12 protein-coding genes, 2 tRNA genes and 3 rRNA genes are annotated in these 19,300 nt (G+C 34.5%); 11 read left to right on the top strand and 6 right to left on the bottom strand.

Annotation, left to right across the window (positions count from 1 at the left end; genetic code table 11):
* Positions 1-568: 568 nt before the first annotated feature.
* From AJ887_RS02240 to AJ887_RS02290, 11 genes are all read left to right on the top strand, one after another.
* Positions 569-2,081, top strand: a 16S ribosomal RNA gene (locus AJ887_RS02240).
* A 102-nt stretch (positions 2,082-2,183) separates the two neighbouring features.
* A tRNA-Ala gene (locus AJ887_RS02245) sits at positions 2,184-2,259 on the top strand.
* A gap of 8 nt (positions 2,260-2,267) precedes the next feature.
* Positions 2,268-2,344: transfer RNA gene (locus tag AJ887_RS02250), tRNA-Ile, on the top strand.
* A gap of 726 nt (positions 2,345-3,070) precedes the next feature.
* Positions 3,071-6,128, top strand: a 23S ribosomal RNA gene (locus tag AJ887_RS02255).
* A gap of 294 nt (positions 6,129-6,422) precedes the next feature.
* Positions 6,423-6,539: ribosomal RNA gene (gene rrf, locus AJ887_RS02260) — 5S ribosomal RNA — on the top strand.
* Together the 16S, 23S and 5S rRNA genes with 2 tRNA genes alongside form the textbook arrangement of a ribosomal RNA operon.
* A gap of 246 nt (positions 6,540-6,785) precedes the next feature.
* On the top strand, positions 6,786-7,967 hold the full coding sequence (locus AJ887_RS02265; RefSeq protein ID WP_070240439.1) for a hypothetical protein: 1,182 nt from the start codon (positions 6,786-6,788) through the stop codon (positions 7,965-7,967).
* Between the two features lie 208 nt (positions 7,968-8,175).
* The gene (locus tag AJ887_RS02270; protein WP_002856966.1) at positions 8,176-8,967 is read left to right on the top strand and encodes an HrcA family transcriptional regulator; all 792 of its coding nucleotides are present in this window, start codon (positions 8,176-8,178) and stop codon (positions 8,965-8,967) included.
* The gene (gene grpE / locus AJ887_RS02275) at positions 8,964-9,494 is read left to right on the top strand and encodes a nucleotide exchange factor GrpE (RefSeq protein WP_002790452.1); all 531 of its coding nucleotides are present in this window, start codon (positions 8,964-8,966) and stop codon (positions 9,492-9,494) included. The genes AJ887_RS02270 and grpE overlap by 4 nt, the downstream gene beginning before the upstream one ends.
* Positions 9,495-9,516: 22 nt before the next feature.
* The gene (gene dnaK, locus AJ887_RS02280) at positions 9,517-11,388 is read left to right on the top strand and encodes a molecular chaperone DnaK (protein WP_002871433.1); all 1,872 of its coding nucleotides are present in this window, start codon (positions 9,517-9,519) and stop codon (positions 11,386-11,388) included.
* A 344-nt stretch (positions 11,389-11,732) separates the two neighbouring features.
* On the top strand, positions 11,733-12,743 hold the full coding sequence (locus AJ887_RS02285; RefSeq protein ID WP_070284757.1) for an MBL fold metallo-hydrolase: 1,011 nt from the start codon (positions 11,733-11,735) through the stop codon (positions 12,741-12,743).
* 81 nt (positions 12,744-12,824) lie between these two features.
* A complete protein-coding gene (locus AJ887_RS02290; protein WP_070284759.1) occupies positions 12,825-13,166 on the top strand; it encodes a cupin domain-containing protein in 342 nt (113 codons plus the stop codon).
* 22 nt (positions 13,167-13,188) lie between these two features.
* On the opposite strand, the gene AJ887_RS02295 is transcribed toward AJ887_RS02290, so the two are convergent.
* From AJ887_RS02295 to coaD, 6 genes are all read right to left on the bottom strand, one after another.
* Entirely contained in the window at positions 13,189-14,355 is a 1,167-nt protein-coding gene (locus tag AJ887_RS02295; protein WP_070284761.1) for a pyridoxal phosphate-dependent aminotransferase, read from the bottom strand.
* A 170-nt stretch (positions 14,356-14,525) separates the two neighbouring features.
* Positions 14,526-15,164, bottom strand: coding sequence for a serine O-acetyltransferase (cysE, locus tag AJ887_RS02300; protein ID WP_070233306.1), 639 nt, complete (start codon positions 15,162-15,164; stop codon positions 14,526-14,528).
* Complete coding sequence (speA, locus tag AJ887_RS02305; protein ID WP_032595244.1) at positions 15,165-17,000, bottom strand: biosynthetic arginine decarboxylase; 1,836 nt, start codon at positions 16,998-17,000, stop codon at positions 15,165-15,167.
* Entirely contained in the window at positions 16,997-18,223 is a 1,227-nt protein-coding gene (gene hisS, locus AJ887_RS02310) for a histidine--tRNA ligase (RefSeq protein WP_070233307.1), read from the bottom strand. Before hisS ends, speA begins: the two co-directional genes overlap by 4 nt.
* Positions 18,220-18,798, bottom strand: coding sequence for a dTMP kinase (gene tmk, locus AJ887_RS02315; protein WP_070233308.1), 579 nt, complete (start codon positions 18,796-18,798; stop codon positions 18,220-18,222). Before tmk ends, hisS begins: the two co-directional genes overlap by 4 nt.
* A complete protein-coding gene (gene coaD, locus AJ887_RS02320) occupies positions 18,789-19,265 on the bottom strand; it encodes a pantetheine-phosphate adenylyltransferase (protein ID WP_002852633.1) in 477 nt (158 codons plus the stop codon). Before coaD ends, tmk begins: the two co-directional genes overlap by 10 nt.
* Positions 19,266-19,300: the final 35 nt, after the last annotated feature.

A 19,300-nucleotide genomic window follows, 5' to 3' on the forward strand; every position in this document is an offset into this window, starting at 1 on the left:
TTATTTAATCCCCTTTTAAGTTTAATTGGTTATACTTTCATTTCCTTTTTTTGAAAAAAGGACTTAAAATCTTTTAAATTATAAAGTTTCACTAACTGAGTAGATTTTATAAATTAACTTTATTTTAGATTTTTTAAGTTTTTAAATTATTTAAGTTTTTAACTTTCTTAATTTTTTAATTTAAAACTAAAAGCTTTTTTATAAATCTTGTTTTTTAATTTAAAAACTTTTCATTTAAAAATGATTTTTTGTTTTGTTCTTTTAACTTAGTATTGTTATTCAAATCTTATTAGTCAATCTTTGAAATCTAAATAAGTGATCGATTGAGCCAGAAAGATTTAGGCATAAGTAATTATGTAAAATCTATTCAATCTAATTTAAAAAGATTAAAAGCTTTTCTTTTAATCTTTTATAGCTTTTTCTTTGAAGAAAAAGATTAAACTATCTATAAAAGTAATAAGGTTTATCTCTTTAATGTAATCTAAGTAGTTTATCTATATTAGGTTGGCGGGGTAGGCCTTTAGCTTGCTTCTTAGTCAAGGCTTTGCCTTGATGCTAAAGAAGGTTTATTATGGAGAGTTTGATCCTGGCTCAGAGTGAACGCTGGCGGCGTGCCTAATACATGCAAGTCGAACGATGAAGCTTTTAGCTTGCTAGAAGTGGATTAGTGGCGCACGGGTGAGTAAGGTATAGTTAATCTGCCCTACACAAGAGGACAACAGTTGGAAACGACTGCTAATACTCTATACTCCTGCTTAACACAAGTTGAGTAGGGAAAGTTTTTCGGTGTAGGATGAGACTATATAGTATCAGCTAGTTGGTAAGGTAATGGCTTACCAAGGCTATGACGCTTAACTGGTCTGAGAGGATGATCAGTCACACTGGAACTGAGACACGGTCCAGACTCCTACGGGAGGCAGCAGTAGGGAATATTGCGCAATGGGGGAAACCCTGACGCAGCAACGCCGCGTGGAGGATGACACTTTTCGGAGCGTAAACTCCTTTTCTTAGGGAAGAATTCTGACGGTACCTAAGGAATAAGCACCGGCTAACTCCGTGCCAGCAGCCGCGGTAATACGGAGGGTGCAAGCGTTACTCGGAATCACTGGGCGTAAAGGGCGCGTAGGCGGATTATCAAGTCTCTTGTGAAATCTAATGGCTTAACCATTAAACTGCTTGGGAAACTGATAGTCTAGAGTGAGGGAGAGGCAGATGGAATTGGTGGTGTAGGGGTAAAATCCGTAGATATCACCAAGAATACCCATTGCGAAGGCGATCTGCTGGAACTCAACTGACGCTAAGGCGCGAAAGCGTGGGGAGCAAACAGGATTAGATACCCTGGTAGTCCACGCCCTAAACGATGTACACTAGTTGTTGGGATGCTAGTCATCTCAGTAATGCAGCTAACGCATTAAGTGTACCGCCTGGGGAGTACGGTCGCAAGATTAAAACTCAAAGGAATAGACGGGGACCCGCACAAGCGGTGGAGCATGTGGTTTAATTCGAAGATACGCGAAGAACCTTACCTGGGCTTGATATCCTAAGAACCTTATAGAGATATGAGGGTGCTAGCTTGCTAGAACTTAGAGACAGGTGCTGCACGGCTGTCGTCAGCTCGTGTCGTGAGATGTTGGGTTAAGTCCCGCAACGAGCGCAACCCACGTATTTAGTTGCTAACGGTTCGGCCGAGCACTCTAAATAGACTGCCTTCGTAAGGAGGAGGAAGGTGTGGACGACGTCAAGTCATCATGGCCCTTATGCCCAGGGCGACACACGTGCTACAATGGCATATACAATGAGACGCAATACCGCGAGGTGGAGCAAATCTATAAAATATGTCCCAGTTCGGATTGTTCTCTGCAACTCGAGAGCATGAAGCCGGAATCGCTAGTAATCGTAGATCAGCCATGCTACGGTGAATACGTTCCCGGGTCTTGTACTCACCGCCCGTCACACCATGGGAGTTGATTTCACTCGAAGCCGGAATACTAAACTAGTTACCGTCCACAGTGGAATCAGCGACTGGGGTGAAGTCGTAACAAGGTAACCGTAGGAGAACCTGCGGTTGGATCACCTCCTTTCTAGAGTACAAAGTAATAAGTCTCACCACTATTACTTCAATATATAAACTCAATTGATTCTTGTTTAGATTTCAAAGATTGATGATAAAGCTAATTGTTTATGGGGAATTAGCTCAGCTGGGAGAGCGCCTGCTTTGCACGCAGGAGGTCAGCGGTTCGATCCCGCTATTCTCCACCATTTATTAAGGGCCTATAGCTCAGCTGGTTAGAGTGCACCCCTGATAAGGGTGAGGTCACAAGTTCAAGTCTTGTTAGGCCCACCATAAAAAAGATTTGAATAAAAAAGCTTTAAAATCTAAAGCAAGTATATAAAGTAGATTAAATATAAAATATAAACTCTATACTTAGATTTATTTTTTTATCTTTAACTATAAAAGAATATACTTTAATAGATATAAATAGCATATACATTATGTATTTATATTTATAATGATTATATTAATATATATACTTCCTTTAGGTTTTAAACCTAAATGTTCTTTTTAATTATCATTGTTAAGAGTCACAAGCAAGTTTTAATAAAAACAATTTTACAGGACTTGTTAAAGGATAAAACCTATTTATCTTTTCTTTGGTTTAACTTATATCTTTTAATTATCTTTATCTTTAAAATAAAGAGAATATTAGATTTAAGATTTATAAATTAAAGACAAGTTTCAAACTCACAGCTTAGTTAAGACTAAATCATTTAGTTTCTATATTAAGGTTTGAATGCTTTCCGTCTTAAGATAAAGAAGTCTTATCATAAAAACTTTAACAAGGAAGTGATGCGTTTTAGAATCAATAAAAAAGGTAGAAGTTAGGTTATATCTAACTTTTATGCAAATTGTTTTTTTAGTGATTAAGAATTGAAGCTTTATCTACATTAATTTTTTAATGAATGTTTAGTTTATTTCGTTTTAAGCCTAATATCTTTTAGGTTGGCGGGGTAGGCCTTTAGCTTTGGTTCTTTAAGATGAGCTTTGCTCATCTGCTAAAAGAACATCAAAAGGTAAGCTACTAAGAGCGAATGGTGGATGCCTTGACTGGTAAAGGCGATGAAGGACGTACTAGACTGCGATAAGCTACGGGGAGCTGTCAAGAAGCTTTGATCCGTAGATTTCCGAATGGGGCAACCCAATGTATAGAGATATACATTACCTATATAGGAGCGAACGAGGGGAATTGAAACATCTTAGTACCCTCAGGAAAAGAAATCAATAGAGATTGCGTCAGTAGCGGCGAGCGAAAGCGCAAGAGGGCAAACCCAGTGCTTGCACTGGGGGTTGTAGGACTGCAATGTGCAAGAGCTGAGTTTAGCAGAACATTCTGGAAAGTATAGCCATAGAGGGTGATAGTCCCGTATGCGAAAAACAAAGCTTAGCTAGCAGTATCCTGAGTAGGGCGGGACACGAGGAATCCTGTCTGAATCTGGGTCGACCACGATCCAACCCTAAATACTAATACCAGATCGATAGTGCACAAGTACCGTGAGGGAAAGGTGAAAAGAACTGAGGTGATCAGAGTGAAATAGAACCTGAAACCATTTGCTTACAATCATTCAGAGCACTATGTAGCAATACAGTGTGATGGACTGCCTTTTGCATAATGAGCCTGCGAGTTGTGGTGTCTGGCAAGGTTAAGCAAACGCGAAGCCGTAGCGAAAGCGAGTCTGAATAGGGCGCTTAGTCAGATGCTGCAGACCCGAAACGAAGTGATCTATCCATGAGCAAGTTGAAGCTAGTGTAAGAACTAGTGGAGGACTGAACCCATAGGCGTTGAAAAGCCCCGGGATGACTTGTGGATAGGGGTGAAAGGCCAATCAAACTTCGTGATAGCTGGTTCTCTCCGAAATATATTTAGGTATAGCGTTGTGTCGTAATATAAGGGGGTAGAGCACTGAATGGGCTAGGGCATACACCAATGTACCAAACCCTATCAAACTCCGAATACCTTATATGTAATCACAGCAGTCAGGCGGCGAGTGATAAAATCCGTCGTCAAGAGGGAAACAACCCAGACTACCAGCTAAGGTCCCTAAATCTTACTTAAGTGGAAAACGATGTGAAGTTACTTAAACAACCAGGAGGTTGGCTTAGAAGCAGCCATCCTTTAAAGAAAGCGTAATAGCTCACTGGTCTAGTGATTTTGCGCGGAAAATATAACGGGGCTAAAGTAAGTACCGAAGCTGTAGACTTGCACACAACTTAGATTATTTAAGTTGAGAATATAAAAAACTAAGTTATATGTTTTAAGTTATATTTTTACTGATTTTTATAGAGTAAAGATAGAAATAAAACTTAGTAAAATCAATAAAAATATTCTTAGGCTAAAGTTAAGTAGTTTAAGTTGTGTGCAAGTGGTAGGAGAGCGTTCTATTTGCGTCGAAGGTATACCGGTAAGGAGTGCTGGAGCGAATAGAAGTGAGCATGCAGGCATGAGTAGCGATAATTAATGTGAGAATCATTAACGCCGTAAACCCAAGGTTTCCTACGCGATGCTCGTCATCGTAGGGTTAGTCGGGTCCTAAGTCGAGTCCGAAAGGGGTAGACGATGGCAAATTGGTTAATATTCCAATACCAACATTAGTGTGCGATGGAAGGACGCTTAGGGCTAAGGGGGCTAGCGGATGGAAGTGCTAGTCTAAGGTTGTAGGAGCTTATACAGGCAAATCCGTATAAGAACACTCCGAGAACTGAAAGGCTTTTTGAAGTCTTCGGATGGATAGAAGAACCCCTGATGCCGTCGAGCCAAGAAAAGTTTCTAAGTTTAGCTAATGTTGCCCGTACCGTAAACCGACACAGGTGGGTGGGATGAGTATTCTAAGGCGCGTGGAAGAACTCTCTTTAAGGAACTCTGCAAAATAGCACCGTATCTTCGGTATAAGGTGTGGTTAGCTTTGTATTAGGATTTACTCCGAAAGCAAGGAAACTTACAACAAAGAGTCCCTCCCGACTGTTTACCAAAAACACAGCACTCTGCTAACTCGTAAGAGGATGTATAGGGTGTGACGCCTGCCCGGTGCTCGAAGGTTAATTGATGGGGTTAGCATTAGCGAAGCTCTTGATCGAAGCCCGAGTAAACGGCGGCCGTAACTATAACGGTCCTAAGGTAGCGAAATTCCTTGTCGGTTAAATACCGACCTGCATGAATGGCGTAACGAGATGGGAGCTGTCTCAAAGAGGGATCCAGTGAAATTGTAGTGGAGGTGAAAATTCCTCCTACCCGCGGCAAGACGGAAAGACCCCGTGGACCTTTACTACAGCTTGACACTGCTACTTGGATAAGAATGTGCAGGATAGGTGGGAGGCTTTGAGTATATGACGCCAGTTGTATATGAGCCATTGTTGAGATACCACTCTTTCTTATTTGGGTAGCTAACCAGCTTGAGTTATCCTCAAGTGGGACAATGTCTGGTGGGTAGTTTGACTGGGGCGGTCGCCTCCCAAATAATAACGGAGGCTTACAAAGGTTGGCTCAGAACGGTTGGAAATCGTTCGTAGAGTATAAAGGTATAAGCCAGCTTAACTGCAAGACATACAAGTCAAGCAGAGACGAAAGTCGGTCTTAGTGATCCGGTGGTTCTGTGTGGAAGGGCCATCGCTCAAAGGATAAAAGGTACCCCGGGGATAACAGGCTGATCTCCCCCAAGAGCTCACATCGACGGGGAGGTTTGGCACCTCGATGTCGGCTCATCGCATCCTGGGGCTGGAGCAGGTCCCAAGGGTATGGCTGTTCGCCATTTAAAGCGGTACGCGAGCTGGGTTCAGAACGTCGTGAGACAGTTCGGTCCCTATCTGCCGTGGGCGTAAGAAGATTGAAGAGATTTGACCCTAGTACGAGAGGACCGGGTTGAACAAACCACTGGTGTAGCTGTTGTTCTGCCAAGAGCATCGCAGCGTAGCTAAGTTTGGAAAGGATAAACGCTGAAAGCATCTAAGCGTGAAGCCAACTCTAAGATGAATCTTCTCTAAGCTCTCTAGAAGACTACTAGTTTGATAGGCTGGGTGTGTAATGGATGAAAGTCCTTTAGCTGACCAGTACTAATAGAGCGTTTGGCTTATCTTTAATAAAGCATCACTTCCTTGTTAAGGTTTTTATAAAGCTTTGAATGTTTTATATGAAATATTTATATAAACATTATGTTTTTAAGCTAATAAAATCTTTCAAGTAGAGTTTGTATTAGAACTTGCTCTTAACATTGTTTTTTAAGTATTCTATATAAAAACTTATCAAAGATAAAAGATAAGTAAAGAAGAAAGAAAAACAAAAGAAGAAAGAGAATAAAGAAAAAAGTAAAGAAATGAAAGATTAAGCTTTATTTTTTAAATTCAATCTTTCAAAGAATATTTAAATAACAATGTCCGTGATTATACAGATGTGGAAACGCCTTGCTCCATCCCGAACCAAGAAGCTAAGCACATCGTGGGTGATGATACTACGCCTTACTGGCAGGGGGAAAGTAGCTCATTGCGGACTTGTTAAATATCTTCATTACTTACTTTATATATAAATCCTATGTTTATTTTTATTGTTGTTTTAGATGATGCTTAGAATTGTGTTTAAAAAAGAGTTTGTTGCTGGTTAGGGTTTTTAAGAGAATAGGGTGTTTTTAGGGGTTTGGAAGGTAATAGAGGATAAAAATTTAAAATTTTCTAAGTTAAAATTACGTAAAATATATTAGCAATATTTTTGAAAAGATGTCGAAAATTTGAAGGCATCAAAATGGATTTTATAAAATTTCTTAATCATTTTCAACCCATATCTAAATCTTCTCAGCAAGCTAGTGTATATAAATCTTTTAAGTTGAATTTAAAACCAAAGATTCTTAATGAAAAAGACGAAAATTCCTCTTCATTTCAAGATCAAAAAACAGATGTAGCTCAAACTATGCTTCAAAGATTAGAAGATGAAAAAGTTTTCAATCAAAAGGTAAGTGATAAAGTGAAAAAAGCTGAAAGAGGTATGACTACTATATATTTTAGAGATCCTATTACAAATAAACTCGTTCGTAGTGCTTTAAGTTCAACAGCCATCAATAAAATGGGGATTGAATTTGACAAAGAAGATATGACTAAAAGACTTGATGGATCATATATATTAAGTGGAAAAGCTGAAAATTTCGTGGCTGGATGGTATGCTGATATAGCATATACTAGAGCTTATGTGGCTAGCGATAGAAATAATGATGGATATTTAGAAGATTATGAGCTTGAAGATACGAAAAGTGGTTTTGTAGCACAGGAAACAAATTTAGGACTTTTTGTGCAATCTTATACACAATTAAATGGTAGCGTGGATACTCTATTTGGTTTTGAAAAAGATTTTAGAGAAATGCGTCCAGATGATACTAAAGATACAGATTATGCTGGTAGAACTATAGGTTTAGAGCTTGATAAAATGATAAGACAAGATGGAGATTTTAATGGAGAGCTTAGTTTTAGCGAAACTGGCATGCAAGCAGTAAAAACCAAAGCTCCAAATTCTGGATGGACTGAAAGCGTAGGTATGTTAACTTTAACTAAATTTAATCAAACCAATACAATAGAAATTAAAGATATCTTGGATAAATTAGGTAAAGGTGTAAAATATGATGATTTAAGTGAAGATGAAAAATCTTTACTTAAAATGCAATTATCTGATAAAATTTTTGATGAAGTTAAAGATAAAGAAACTGGGGGTAAAAAACTTGTTTTTAATCCGGATAAATTTAAAATTTTCTATGAAGGTTTTGTGGATTTATTCAAACAAAGAAGTGCAAAAATGCTAGGTTTAAAACCTGAAGATGCAACTAAACTTAATTATGACAATCTTGGTGAAATTGTCAACGAAATGAAGCAAACTTATTTTGATACAAATTCTACAAGTTATGGAAAAATATCTGATTTGATTAAAATTTGGGCTTAGTTTTTATAATTATCTTATAAAGTGTATTGTTATTTTTATTTTGATATATTGTATTCTTATAAAAAAGTAACTAATAAAAGTTTAGTCATATAGACTAAATAAAATTAAGTATATTTTTTTATATTTATACTTGACAAAATAACACTCAATGTTGTATAATACTTCTAGCAATCAAAAAATAGAGTGCTAAAAATTTAAGGAAAGAGCTATGAAAAGCCGAGATAAAAAGGATTTGATTTTAGATTCCATCATCCAAACTTATCTTTTAGATAATGTTCCTATTGGTTCAAATGAATTGAATTTAAATCTTTGCATCCCTGCTTCAACTATACGCGTTTATCTTAAAAGGCTTAGCGACGAGGGTTTGATCACTCAGCTTCATATAAGTAGTGGTAGAATTCCTACTATTTTGACAATGCAAAATTACTGGCAAAGTTTTTGGAAAAAAGAACAAGATCAAGATATCAATATCAAAAGTGAGAATTTTTTAAAAGAGTTGAGCAAAGAATTTGAAATTTATTGTCTTGTTTATGGTGGTAGAAGCTTAGTACTTAAAGAAGTGCTTGATCTAAATGCTAAGTTTATAGTGCTTGATTTTAAAGAAGAAGAGCTCGTTTTAAAATATGAAAAAGAAGCATGGAATTTTTTACAAAGTCTTATAGGATTAGATCTTTTTAGTATAGAAAAAATAGCTTTGAGAGTTCATTTTATGGATCTTGTAGAAAAAATAGCTAGCTTAAGACAAAATTTGATTTGCTATAGAAGTAATGAAGAAAGAGCTTATCAAATTTATCAAAATGATGAATTTGTTAAGCTCTTAGATTGTGGAGTTCATCGTTATTTTAAAGAAAGTCTTGAATTTGAACCTTTATTTAAAGAAGGTTTTATGGGGCTTAAGGTGGATGCGCAGTTTTTGGGCGAAGATGTAAATATTATCTTAGCAGGTAGTGTTTATACGGATTATAAAAAAATATTACAATACATAAAGGAGGCGGCGTGAGCGAGCAAAAGCAAGAATTTGAAAACGAAAACGCAGAAAATTCTGAACATTTGCAAGATGAGAATTTGCAAAATATCGAAGATGTTGAGCAAAACAAATTGCAAAAAGACTATGATGAATTAAAAGACAAATATATGCGTGCAAACGCTGAATTTGAAAATATTAAAAAAAGAATGGAAAAAGAAAAGCTAAGCGCTATGGCTTATGCAAATGAAAGTTTTGCAAAGGATTTGCTTGATGTTTTAGATGCTTTAGAAGCAGCTATCAATGTCGAATGCCATGATGAAATTAGCTTAAAAATCAAAGAAGGAGTGCAAAACACTTTAGATTTGTTTCTTAAAAAACTTGAAAAGCATGGAGTGGCTCTTATTAAAGAAGAAAAAGAGTTTGATCCAAATTTACATGAGGCAATGTTTCATGTAGATAGTGAAAATCATCAAAGTGGTGAAGTGGTTACCGTGCTTCAAAAAGGCTATAAAATAGCCGATCGCGTAATCCGCCCAACTAAAGTTAGTGTAGCAAAATAAATTTCAATAAAAAGGATAAAAAATGAGTAAAGTTATAGGTATAGATTTAGGAACAACCAATTCTTGTGTTGCTGTGTATGAACGCGGCGAGAGTAAAGTAATCCCAAATAAAGAAGGTAAAAATACAACTCCTTCTGTGGTAGCTTTTACAGATAAAGGCGAGGTTTTAGTAGGAGATAGTGCAAAACGCCAAGCGGTGACTAACCCTGAAAAAACTATTTATTCTATTAAAAGAATTATGGGTTTGATGATCAATGAAGACGCGGCTAAAGAAGCTAAAAACAGACTTCCTTATCATATCACTGAAAGAAATGGCGCTTGTGCTATTGAGATCGCAGGTAAAATTTATACTCCGCAAGAAATTTCAGCAAAAGTTTTAATGAAACTAAAAGAAGATGCTGAGGCTTTCTTAGGCGAGAGTGTTGTAGATGCGGTTATTACTGTACCTGCATATTTTAACGATGCGCAAAGAAAAGCGACAAAAGAAGCAGGAACGATAGCAGGACTTAATGTATTAAGAATTATCAATGAACCTACTTCAGCAGCTCTAGCTTATGGACTTGATAAAAAAGATAGTGAAAAAATCGTGGTTTATGATCTAGGTGGGGGAACTTTTGACGTTACTGTGCTTGAAACGGGCGATAATGTAGTAGAAGTTTTAGCAACAGGTGGTAACGCTTTCTTAGGTGGTGATGATTTTGATAATAAACTTATAGATTTTCTAGCTAATGAATTTAAAGATGAAACAGGCATAGATCTTAAAAATGATGTTATGGCTTTGCAACGCTTGAAAGAAGCAGCAGAAAATGCTAAAAAAGAATTAAGCTCAGCTAATGAAACTGAAATTAATTTACCATTTATCACAGCAGATGCAAGTGGGCCAAAACATTTGGTTAAAAAACTTACTAGAGCTAAATTTGAAGGTATGATTGATTCTTTAGTGGCTGAAACCATCACTAAAATCAATGAAGTAGTAAGCGATGCAGGGCTTAAAAAAGATGAGATCAAAGAAATCGTTATGGTAGGGGGTTCTACTCGTGTTCCTTTAGTGCAAGAAGAAGTGAAAAAAGCCTTTAATAAAGATCTTAATAAGTCTGTAAATCCTGATGAAGTTGTGGCTATCGGTGCGGCGATTCAAGGTGCGGTTATAAAAGGTGATGTAAAAGATGTGCTTTTACTTGATGTTACTCCGCTCTCTTTGGGTATAGAAACTCTAGGCGGGGTAATGACTAAGATTATCGAAAAAGGTACAACTATTCCAACTAAAAAAGAGCAAGTTTTCTCAACCGCTGAAGATAATCAAAGTGCTGTAACTATCAATGTTTTACAAGGGGAAAGAGAATTTAGTCGTGATAATAAATCTTTAGGAAATTTTAATCTTGAAGGAATTCCACCAGCACCACGCGGTATGCCACAAATCGAAGTTACTTTTGATATCGATGCAAATGGTATTTTAACTGTTAGTGCAAAAGATAAAGCAACAGGTAAGGCTCAAGAGATCAAAATCACAGGTTCAAGCGGACTTAGCGAAGAAGAAATTAACAACATGGTAAAAGATGCTGAACTTCACAAAGAAGAAGATAAAAAACGCAAAGAAGCTGTAGATGCTAGAAATGCAGCTGATAGCTTGGCTCATCAAGTAGAAAAATCTTTAAGTGAGTTGGGTGAAAAAGTTGCCACTGCTGATAAAGAAAATATCCAAAAGGCTCTTGATGATTTGCGCGAGACCTTGAAAAATCAAAATGCAAGCAAAGAAGAGATTGAAAGCAAAATGAAAGCTTTAAGTGAAGTTTCTCATAAGTTAGCTGAAAATATGTATAAAAAAGATGAGCCAAATGCAGCGAACGATAAAAAGAAAAAAGATGACGATGTAATCGACGCTGAAGTTGAGTAATCTTTCAAAATCTTCATTCAAGCCTTTTTAAAAGGCTTGAAAATTTTTTAAAAATTTTTAGGAAATGACAAAATCTGTAAAATATAAGCTTGCTACCTAATTTTTTATTGATTTTTTAACCAATTCTTTTTGAAGTTTTAGTTTAAAATCAGACAATTCATTTTCTTGTATTTCTTTTGCTAAAATGGTTTGAATAATGTAGGTGAAATTTTTGTAAAATCTTCTAAAGAAAATTTGATTTCATCCAAGTCATTTTAGTGTAAGCAAACTAAAAACTTAGCAATAAAATAAAATTAGTCTAAAAACTTTTTAGATATAATCTTGATAAACATAAAAGGAAAAATTTGAATTTATCATTTAAAACCTTTGATATTTCAAATAATGAAAGATTAAAAGCTAAAAAAATACAGGGTAAAAAATATGAAATTTTTCTTAATGAAAATGAGCAAAGTCTTATAACTCCTAAAGTGTCTTTTAAAGAAATTTTGAGGTATTATTATCTTTATCCAAAAAATGCCATTCCTTCTTTTAAATTACCTTTTTTCAAGCCTGATTTGAGTGGTTTTAGCACCCCGCATATTACTTGGCTTGGACATTCTTCGCTTTTTATAAGTTTTAAAGAATATAAAATTTTGATTGATCCTGTTTTTAACACTCATGCTTCGCCTATTTCTTTTATCAATAAGGCTTTTAAAAATGCTCCTGTTTATAATGTAAATGATTTTAATGAAATTTTTGCTGTGATTATCACGCATTCGCATTTTGATCATTTAGATGCTAAGAGTGTAAAAGCTTTAAAAGATAAGGCTAAATTTTTTATTACACCTTTAAAAGTGGGAAATTATCTAAAAAGCTATGGGGTGAGTGAGAAAAAAATCATAGAGCTTGATTGGTGGAGTGGAATAGAATTTGATGATTTAAAAATCATTGCAACACCTGCACAACACAGTTCAAGTAGGGGAGATGGTAAAAACAAAACCCTTTGGGCTTCTTTTGTGATGGAATTTTTAAGTGTAGGTAAGAGAGTGTTTTTTAGTGCAGATGGAGGGTATTTTACACATTTTAAAAAAATAGGTGAGTATTTTGGAGGTTTTGACTTAGCTTGTCTTGAAAGTGGACAGTTTAATATCGCTTGGCCATATTCGCACTCTTTTCCTGAGCAAATTTTAAAAGAAGCAAAAGATCTTAATGCAAAAGCTGTCATGCCTATACATTGGGGGAGATTTTTAGCAGGAACTCACGCGTGGAATGAAGTAGTAAAATTTCTTTATAAAAATTTAGATTTACCCCTTATCACACCAAAAATGGGCGAGGCTTATGAAATAAGGGCTAAATTTAAACAGGATTTTTGGTGAAAAGAAGGATAAATTAACACAAGTTTATAATCTATATTTTGGTTTTTGCTATAGTTTTATAAAACTAAAAAAGGAGATTTTGTGAAAATTATTCAATGGAATAGGGCGGAATTTAGCCCAAAAGAAGTAAAAATCAATGTTTTAATTGACAATGAAAAAGGTAAAGAAATTCAAATTTTATTAGCTAAAGATAGTGTGATGAAAGAGCATAAAGCTCCTTTTGCTATACATATTCAAGTTTTAAGCGGTAAAATTTGGTTTGAAGTGGAAAAGGAAAAATTTGAATTAAATGCTTTAGATATGATAAACCTAGAGGCAAATGTAGCGCATTCTTTAGGTGGATTAGAAAATTCTATAATAAGATTGAGTTTAAATAAATCAGATAGTATTCAAAGAGTAAATGCTGTGCTTAAAAAGCCTTAAAGTAATTTTAAGGCTTTAGGGCTTAATAAGAAGCAATGAAATTTGCTATTCTTTCTAAACCTTTTTCGATGAGTTCATCGCTTGTGGCATAAGAAAGTCTAAAGTATCCATCCGTGCCAAAACCTATACCTGGAATAACGGCAACTTTTTCTTGTTCAAGTAATTTTTGGCAAAATTTCATAGAATCTTTTTCTATTTTTTGTATATTTACAAAAAGATAAAAAGCACCTTCTGGTTTATAAACACTGATATTTGGGATTTGTTTAAGCATATCTAAGGCTAAGTTACGGCGTTTTTCAAAAGCTTGACGCATTTTTTCTATATCTTCATCACATTCTCCATTTAAAGCAGGAATGGCTGCATGTTGAGTGATGGAACAAATATTTGAAGTGCTTTGTCCTTGAAGTCTTTTAACGGCTGAAATTAGGGCTTTATTTTTGCTTGCCATATAGCCAAAACGCCATCCTGGCATAGCTCCACATTTGCTAAGTCCGTTAATACTCACAGTGCGTTTTAAAGCATCTTCGCTTACACTTGCAAAAGCTACAAAATCAAAACCATCATAGCGAAGTTTTTCATACATTTCATCACTTAAAACAGTAATTTGCGTTCCTTCTAAAACTTTAGCAATTTGAGTTAATTCTTCTTTAGAGTAAATCGATCCCACAGGATTTGAAGGAGAATTTAACATCAAAACCTTGGTTTTAGCTGTGATAGCTTTTTTTAGTTGTTCAGTGGTAATTTTAAAGCCATTTTCTTCCAAGCCTTCTATAAATACAGGTTTTCCACCTGCAAATTTTACCATTTCAGGATAGCTTACCCAGTAAGGACTAGGGATAATGACTTCATCATCTTTTTCTACTAAACATTCTATACATTCAAAAAGAGAGTGTTTTGCACCTACATTGGTGATGATTTCATTTGTTTCGTAATCAAGATTATTATCTTTTTTAAATTTGGTTTGAATAGCTTTTAATACTTCAGGAATTCCCGCAACAGCAGTGTATTTTCCACATCCTTTTTCAATAGCACTTATAGCGGCATTTTTGATGGTTTGCGGTGTGTCAAAATCAGGTTCGCCTGCTGAAAAACTAATGATATCCTCGCCTTTAGCTTTAAGTTCATTGGCAAGTGCGGTGATAGCTAAAGTGATAGATTCTTCTAAAACTTGAGATCTTTTTGTAAGCATTTTTCAATCCTTAATAATTTTTGTTTAATTTTAGCAGAAAATTGCATTTTTGTAATAAATTTAATTTAAAAATGAGTTATAAAATTCAATAAATGTGAAAATTTGTATTAATTTTTAGGAAAAATTAATACGCATAATAATACATATAATTTTATGTATTATAAAAATTATTATTTTTGTGATTCAGGTCGTTTTAATATAAGATTTTCAAGTTCTAAAATTTTATTTTCTAGCTTTTCTAATTTATCATCGCAATTTGCATCTATGGCTCTAATGTTTTTATTTTTACGCTCTTCGATAATATAAGCAGGAATTCCAACGGCAGTTAAATTTGCACCTACATCTTTAACCACTACAGCATTTGAGCCTATTTTGGCATTTTCTCCTATGGTGATATTGCCAAGTATTTTTGCGCCTGAACCTATGATCACTCCTTTTTTTATGGTTGGATGACGTTTAGTGCCTTTTTCAAGACTTGTTCCGCCTAAAGTAACGCCTTGATAAATCAAAACATCATCTTCTATGATTGCTGTTTGGCCTATAACCACTCCATTGGCATGATCTATAAAAACACGCCTTCCAAGTTCTGCACCAGGGTGTAAATCTACTCCAGTTAAAAATTGGGAAATTCCGCTAATCATTCTAGCAATGCGTTTAAAATTTCTTATGTAAAAAAAATGTGCAAAGCGGTAATTTACTACAGCCCATACTCCAGGGTAATTAAAAAAAAGTTCTATAGAAGAATTAAAAGCTGGATCTTGCACCTTTGGTTGAGAAAAATCTTCTTTTATAATACCCCAAAAATTCATCTAAACTCCTATGCTTTTTAAATAACCATTATCATTTAAGAAAAGATAAAGTTCACCTAAAATATGCTTTTTTTGCTTGTCATTGACAAGCTTAGAATTACTTATGCGTTCATTAAGTATATCCATGATAGCGTGTATATCATAGTCTAAATCTTCTAAGGCATCAAGTATGGATTGTGCTTCTATAATCCCCTCAACTTCATAGCCTTTTTCATTGATACTTATAATAGCTTCAGTGGGATGAGTAAAAAGATTGTGTTTCATTCCAAGTACTTCTTGATAGGCACCTACAAGAAAAAACCCTAGAAAATAATTTTCTTTTTCTACATCTACATCGTGTAAAAATAAAGGTTTATCTTTAGAATATGAAATTTCTCCATCGCTATCGCAGGTTATATCCCAAATACTTGCACTTCGAGTCGGTTCTTCATCTAAGCGATCAAGGGGCATGATGGGGAAATTCTGTTCTAAGCCCCAAAAATCGGGTATGCTTTGAAAGAGTGAAAAATTTACCAAATACCTTTCTTGCACTTCATCTTGTATGGCAAGTAAATCCGCAGGATTTTGTTTATCGCCTAAAAGCAAGATGGCTTTTTTCGTAATCAAATGAGTTAAAATTTCAGCATTGGAACGATCTTGTAAATCCACATAGCCCAAATCAAAAAGAGTTAGAATACTCTCTAAATGATCTATGCTATCGTGCAAGTATTCTAAAGCATTGGAAGGTTTTATGCTTTTATAAAGATCATAAAGCTCATCGATAAGTTTTGGATTTTGTTTTTTAAGTATGAGTTTGTTTTCTGCGTATTCTTGAGAAAAAAGTTCTAATACAGGAGCGATTAAAACAGCATGATTGGCTGCTACAAAACGTCCGCTTTCTATGAAAATATCAGGCTCTAAATCTTTTTTTTGTTCAGCTATATTTTTTAGGATAAAAACTACATCGTTAGCGTATTCCCTTAAGGTATAATTTCTACTTTTTTCATTTTTAAATTGTGAGTATTCCACAGCTAAACCGCCACCAAGATTGATAGCTTTTAGATTTTTAGCTCCCATTTTTCTAAGTTCTGTGTAAATATTTCCTGCTTCGTTTAAGGCTTTTTTTAAAGGATGAATTTCGGTAATTTGTGAGCCTAGATGAAAGTGAATCATGGTAAATTGTTCTAAAAGTTTGTTTTCTTTGAGTAAATTTACTGCTTCTATGAGTTCAGTGGATGTAAGTCCAAATTTAGAATTAATCCCACCGCTTTTTGCCCAAATTCCAACTCCAGCAGAATGCAAACGCACACGTAAGCCTATATTTGGTTTGGGTTTAAAGCGTTCTTTGGCTATGTCTATGATAGCTTCAAGTTCATTAAGTCCTTCTATGGTTAAAGTGATATTATGTCCCATTTCAGCTGCGATAAAGCCTATATTGATAAGTTCTCTATCTTTAAAGCCATTTACTGTAATAGGTGCACCTTCATTATTATAAGCCATAGCGAGTAAAAGCTCTGCTTTAGAACCTGCTTCAAGTCCGTAGTTATAGTCTTTTCCAAGCTTTACAAGATTTTTTACAAAACCAGGGTATTGATTTACCTTTAAAGGATAAACAGCGTTAAATCCTCCTTTATAGCCAAATTCTTTTCTTGCTTTATTGAAATTTCCGTAAATATTTTCAATTTGTTTTTGAATAAGATGAGGAAATCTTAAAAGTAAAGGTCCCTTGTATCCATCATCTCTTAATTCTTTAACTATATCAATAATAGCAGGTTTTTTCTCATGATTGATACAAACTTTACCATTTTTGATAATGAAATTTTCATTTCCCCAAATATCAATACCATAATCCATTATAAAACCTTCTTTAAGTCTGAAATTTTAATCATTTTTTCTTCTTTTTTTGCTAAATTTTTATAAAACAAACTTTCATTTTGTGCTTCATTTTCTCCCATACAAAGAAAAATTTCAGCATTATTTTTATCCGCGTTTTCAAGATGTTTAGCTAGTTTTCTTGCTTCATAGCTTAAAAGCACTTTATGTTCTTTTCTTAAATTTGTAGCGATATGCAAAAGTTTTTGGATATAAATTTCATCCATAGCACAAAGATAAATTCCTTCTCTTTGAACCTTTTCTTCTTTTTGTTCTAAAATAGCTATAATTCTTTCTATACCCATGGCAAAACCTACACCAAAACCACTTTTTCCATCAAGGTATTCAATAAGTCTATCATATCTTCCGCCCCCAGCAATAGCAGCTTTTGCACCAATTTCATCGCTAATGAATTCAAAAGCCGTTTTAGAGTAGTAATCAAGCCCTCTAACAAGTTTAGAATCCACTTCAAAATCCACTCCGTTTTCTTTTAAAACGCTTTGTAAAATTTCAAAGTCTTTTTGGCAAGATGAGCATAAATTTTGATTTAAAAGCGGAACATCATTAAGTAAGCTTTGACAATGCTCATTTTTACAGTCTAAAACACGAATGGGATTTAAGTTTTTTCTACGCAAACAATCCTCGCAAAAACCTTTTTTGCTATCTAAAAAATGTATCAAATTTTCACGATATTTTGGCATACATTCTAAACAACCTAAAGAGTTAATCAGTAGTCTAAATTTAATATCTAAGCGTGAAAAAATTTCTACTAACATTAAAATAATACTTGCATCTTCATAAACGCTTGCGTTTCCAAAACTTTCAACGCCAAATTGATGAAATTCTCTTAAGCGTCCCTTTTGGGGTCTTTCATAGCGGAACATGGAACCATGATAAAACCATCTTTTCACACTAGTGTTTTTATCGAGTTTTTTTTCTATATAGGCACGCACCACCCCAGCAGTTCCTTCAGGACGCATGCAAACATGATTTTCGCCTTTATCGATAAATTCATACATTTCTTTGCCTACTATATCAGAACTTTCTCCTACGCTTCTTTTAAAAAGGGTGCAAAGTTCTAAATGCGGTGTGTTGATAAAAGTAAAGCTATAGTTTTTAGCTACTTCTTCACAGATTTTAATCACTTTTTCATAATAATATGCATCTTTATCTAATAAATCTTTCATTCCTTTTAAAGCGTTAATCATTGTAAAAATTCCTTTATTTGTTGGTGTAATTTTTCTTTACTTTCCTTTGCGTCAAGTGTTAAAATTTCTATAGAAATTTTTTCTTTTAAAAAATAAAGCACTTTTTCGAGTTTATCTTGTATGCTTAAAAAATACTCAATGCCACGTTTTTCTATGCTATCTAGTTCTTTTTGACTGAGACGTTCTTGGATAAGGTTTACATCTCCTTTTAAAAAGATAATTTTTTGTGGAAAAAAATTTTCTAAAGCAAAACTATTTAAAGCAAAAAGCAAATCGTTTTCAAAATCTTTGGCATAAGCCATGCCTGAAATAAAACTTCTATCGCTAATAATGAGTTTGTTTTGATTGGTTTTTAAGATTTCTTCAAAATGTTGAGCACGATCAGCTAAAAAAAGCAAGAGTTCAGCTCTTTTGCTAATAGGATGAGTTTTATTAAGTAAAATTTCTCTTAAATGTTTTCCAAGTTCTGTTCCGCCAGGTTCGAGTGTGAAAATGGCGTCTTTATAAATTTCTTTTAAAAGTGAAATTTGCGTACTTTTTCCTACGCAGTCAATACCTTCAAAAACTACATACAAGATTGATCCTTTAAAAAAGGTAGAATTTCTTTTGGAACAAGAGAACTTACATCACCCCCATGTGCTACTATAGAGCGAACAATAGAACTTGAAATAAAAGCATGTTTTAGACTTGGCATAAGATAAATGGTTTCCATATCTTCCCAAAGTGCGTGATTTGCATAGCCAATTTGCAATTCGTATTCAAAATCACTCACCGCTCTAAGTCCACGGATTATAGTATTAACTTTTAATTCTTTGGCTAAATCTACAAGTAAATTATCAAAAGCAATGATTTTAACATTTTTTAAATTTTGTGTTGCAAGCAGGGCTAGTTCTTTGCGTTTTTCTAAATCATAGCAAGGTTTTTTATGTTCACTTTTTGCTATGGCAACGATGACTTCATCAAAAATTTTTAAAGCTCGTTTGATAACATCCAAATGTCCGTTGGTAATAGGATCAAAAGTCCCAGGATATAAACAAGTCATTTTTGCTCCAATTTTTTTTAAAAATATAACAAATT

Source organism: Campylobacter sp. BCW_6466 (assembly GCF_001762835.1).
GTDB lineage: Bacteria > Campylobacterota > Campylobacteria > Campylobacterales > Campylobacteraceae > Campylobacter_D > Campylobacter_D jejuni.